General features: G+C 65.7%; 8 protein-coding genes. 6 read left to right on the forward strand and 2 right to left on the reverse strand.

Annotated features, from left to right (window positions below; genetic code table 11):
* Window positions 1-309 (reverse strand): hypothetical protein (locus tag RTU05_RS17505; RefSeq protein WP_312599579.1); only part of this gene is annotated, 309 nt, incomplete at its 3' end.
* A gap of 115 nt (window positions 310-424) precedes the next feature.
* On the opposite strand from RTU05_RS17505, the gene RTU05_RS17510 reads away from it, so the two are divergent.
* The gene (locus RTU05_RS17510; RefSeq protein ID WP_312599580.1) at window positions 425-811 is read left to right on the forward strand and encodes a hypothetical protein; all 387 of its coding nucleotides are present in this window, start codon (window positions 425-427) and stop codon (window positions 809-811) included.
* On the opposite strand, the gene RTU05_RS17515 is transcribed toward RTU05_RS17510, so the two are convergent.
* Window positions 812-1534 carry a helix-turn-helix domain-containing protein gene (locus RTU05_RS17515; protein ID WP_312599581.1) on the reverse strand — a complete coding sequence of 241 codons (723 nt, stop codon included), beginning with the start codon at window positions 1532-1534 and terminating at the stop codon, window positions 812-814.
* Between the two features lie 121 nt (window positions 1535-1655).
* On the opposite strand from RTU05_RS17515, the gene RTU05_RS17520 reads away from it, so the two are divergent.
* Genes RTU05_RS17520 through RTU05_RS17540 form a run of 5 tightly spaced genes read left to right on the forward strand, consistent with a single transcriptional unit; the run spans window position 1656 to window position 3067 of the window.
* Entirely contained in the window at window positions 1656-1919 is a 264-nt protein-coding gene (locus RTU05_RS17520) for a hypothetical protein (protein WP_312599582.1), read from the forward strand.
* Window positions 1916-2314, forward strand: coding sequence for an HNH endonuclease signature motif containing protein (locus RTU05_RS17525; RefSeq protein ID WP_312599583.1), 399 nt, complete (start codon window positions 1916-1918; stop codon window positions 2312-2314). Before RTU05_RS17520 ends, RTU05_RS17525 begins: the two co-directional genes overlap by 4 nt.
* A complete protein-coding gene (locus RTU05_RS17530) occupies window positions 2314-2517 on the forward strand; it encodes a hypothetical protein (RefSeq protein WP_088582209.1) in 204 nt (67 codons plus the stop codon). The genes RTU05_RS17525 and RTU05_RS17530 overlap by 1 nt, the downstream gene beginning before the upstream one ends.
* Entirely contained in the window at window positions 2514-2870 is a 357-nt protein-coding gene (locus RTU05_RS17535; protein ID WP_312599584.1) for a hypothetical protein, read from the forward strand. Before RTU05_RS17530 ends, RTU05_RS17535 begins: the two co-directional genes overlap by 4 nt.
* Window positions 2867-3067 (forward strand): hypothetical protein, encoded by a 201-nt coding sequence (locus RTU05_RS17540; RefSeq protein WP_312599585.1) that lies wholly within the window; start codon window positions 2867-2869, stop codon window positions 3065-3067. The genes RTU05_RS17535 and RTU05_RS17540 overlap by 4 nt, the downstream gene beginning before the upstream one ends.
* The last annotated feature ends 89 nt before the right edge of the window (window positions 3068-3156 follow it).

Here is a 3156-nt window from a genome sequence, read left to right on the forward strand (position 1 = left end):
CAAGGACGGCGCGGCGGGGAAAGGCGGGTCGCGATCCAGGCAGTCGGCGGCCAGGCGCAACTCGTGCAGGGCGAAGGGCTGGCGCGGCGCGCCGTCGTGCAGGGCGACAAAGACCGAGCAGAAGACGAGGACCTCGCCTGTGCCGTCGTTCAGCGGATGCAGATCGGCGATGGGGGTCAGCGTCGGCAGGCGGGGCGCGGCGCGCTCCAGCCGGATCAGCAGGTCCGCGACCCGGCCGGCAGTCGTCGCCGCGTCATCGGCCGCAAAGGGCGGCAACGGCGGGGCGGCAGCGATGTGAGGGGTGGTCATGGGTGGTTCCGCGTGGTTGCGGAGCCAAGAAGTATGAGTTTGGTTGGTCGTGTCAACCTAAATGTGGTTGTCGTGCTTCGCTGGCGCGTCGGGCATGCGCATTTAGATTGGCGTGATGATCATTTCATCCGTCGTGCTTTCGCTCGTCGTCGCCCAGGATCCGCAGTGGGCAGCGGAGACACATGCTGCTGTGCGAGCAGCCAACATTCCCATGCGCACCGGCCTCACGGAGGCCCAAAGAGAAGCCTGCGGAGAGACGATTGAACGGTTAGGCGCAGAAGAACTTATGCGCGCGCAGCGTCAGAAGATCCGCGACGGCTTCCAACAAATCACTGATCGTGCCCGGCTAGAGCAGCCTACCACGCCCGAGGGCCAGGAATGGAAAGCTGCATTCCTAGAGTTGGCACGGATGGTGGATGAGCAAGCTGGCCAGGATGCGATGGAAAGCCGGCGCATTTCGCATGCGCTGATGAGCGTGAACCTGGCTGTTTGCCAGCCCTGACTACTCGCCTCGTAAGCCGATAGCGTAAACGCCTGCGACAGTGTCCAGCGGGTATCTGAGCTCCTGCTCCTCGGGAAACAGTTCGGTCACGATCAGCATGTCGCCTTCATAGCGTTCGAACCGCTTCACGGCGAAGCCGCCATCCAGCATTTCGATTACCGCGCCCTGTCCGCGCCGGGCGGGATGGCGTGGGTTGTAGGTGACGAACCCGCCCGGCTCCGCGTAGGGGTACATGGACATTCCCGCGAGACGCAGTATCCGGGTTCCGGGCGAGAAGAACCGCGCGAACTCAATAACCTCGCCCTGTTGGTCATCATAGACGTTCGGCCGGAGAGCGCCGCCATGCGCAATTCCCACAACGGGAATGCTAAAAGAAACCGCCTCGCTGAGGCTAGATCGGTCTGTTCTGCCGGAAGGTAGATCAGCCTCGACTTCGGGGATCTTGGACAGTTCGAAATCGAATTCTTCGCGCGTCGCGTTGATCGAGGCCAACAGCTTGTCCAGCTTCGGGTCCGAAAAGTGGCGCTTGCCCTGTTCGTATAGCTGCCAGGCCTGGGTCGTCTTGCCGTATTCCTGAGCCGCCGCTTCCTGGGTCACGCCCAGGCGACGCCGTAGCGCCTTCAGCGCCAGCCCTTTCCGACGACGGTCGGAAGCCTCGATATCTCTCAACGCAGCCATGGGCCGGTAAGAGCGTGCTTTAGGTGATGCGGCCAGCGACAACATATCTACCTGAGCCGTTAGCACGACCAATGTGGATATACCACCATAACTCATACTTTTTTGGTTGACGGCTCCAACCAAATCACCCACCTGCTCCGCGTCGGTGAAAATCAGGAAACGACCTGTGACCGACGACCCCTGCCCCCATCCCCGCCCTGCGTTCGACGCGTGGCTGCGACTGCACCGCAAGAATTACGCCTGGGCAGCCGAGAAGACCGGCCGTTCGCGTGAGTTCATTCGCAGGTGCTGCCTGCCCTTCAGCGACCCGCTGCGCGCAAAGCCAGGGGGCGACCTTGTCGAACGGATCATTCGCGTGACCGGCGGCGCGGTGCGGGCCGACGACTGGCATCCGCCGGTCTCTGAAATCTTGCGTGGAGAGGCGGCATGAGCGCGCTGCTGATCGAGATTGCGCCGTCGTGGGCTGGCCGTGTGGATCGCAGCGCGGGACCGAACGGCTGTTGGTTATGGACCGGCGGTCTGATGACGAACGGCTATGGCCAGACACGGGTCAAGGAAGACGGCCGCTGGCGCGGCGCGGGCGCGCATCAGGTCGCCTACTATCTGGCCACGGGGCGCTGGGAGCGGAAAGCCGCCGGACGGCTGGTCCGGCACCTGTGCCATCGTCGGCGCTGTTGCAACCCGGCGCATTTGCGCGGCGGAACCATTGCGGAGAACGCGGCCGACCGTGTTGCACGGCGTCGCGGCATCAAACTGGTCGTGACCAATTCATACGTCCTGCCCTTCGCAGGCGTCGCCAATCGACAGTTTGGGGAGGCCGCGTGATGGCGAACCGTCACCTGCGCGGCCTGTCCCGCACCCGGCGCCTGCGTCAGGAAACCACGCGCCGCCATCCCCTGAAGCTGACCGCGCGCCAGCAGGCCGAAGTGATCGAGGCGCTGCGCGAGGAATACGACCTGTTGTGCCGGGGCGAGCCCGACGGCCATGCCGTCGAGACGGCCTTGCGGATCGCGGAGGCCGCGCTGTGAGCCACAACCCCGACATGCTGTCCACCGAGCGCGTCCTGTGGCGTCAGGTGTGCCAGGCTGCGTTCGATGCGGCGCAGAAGCCGGACCAGAGCGGCGTGGCCAAGGCGCTGGCGAAAGCGCTGGCGGGATCGGAGGGCTGGCGATTGCCGGACCTGCGGCCCCTGCCCAGCGCGTGTTTCCGGGCCTTCCTGCTGACGGCGCGCAGCTGGAACAAGGAGACGGACCTGAAGGTGCGAGCCGAGCTGGCGCCGCGCCTGGTCGCCCTGGCCGATGCGGCGGGGGATATTCTGGACGGCTTGGCCTGCGACCGGCGCGATCCGCCGTCGTGGACGACGCGGGCGGACCTGTCATGAGCGTGGTCGCCCTGGAAGACGTGCTGCTGGCCGGCGCGCGGATCGTGATCGAGAACGAGATCGAACGGCTGATCGGCGTGCTGGACCAGATGGACGCGCGCACCGAGGACCGCGAGCCGGACGCCGAGGATGAGGTGATCAGCGAGGACGACGGCGTGGTCGTCAACTGGATGCCATGCTGCGGGAGGCAGGGATGACGGCGCTGGCCCTGTCCACCGGCCCGGCCCCCGCTCCGATCCCGGCCCGTGTCCCGGCCCCGGCCGTGACGCCACGCGTGGGGTCGCCG

Origin of the sequence: Brevundimonas sp. (assembly GCF_032017145.1) — a bacterium.
In the GTDB taxonomy this organism is placed as follows: Bacteria; Pseudomonadota; Alphaproteobacteria; order Caulobacterales; family Caulobacteraceae; genus Brevundimonas.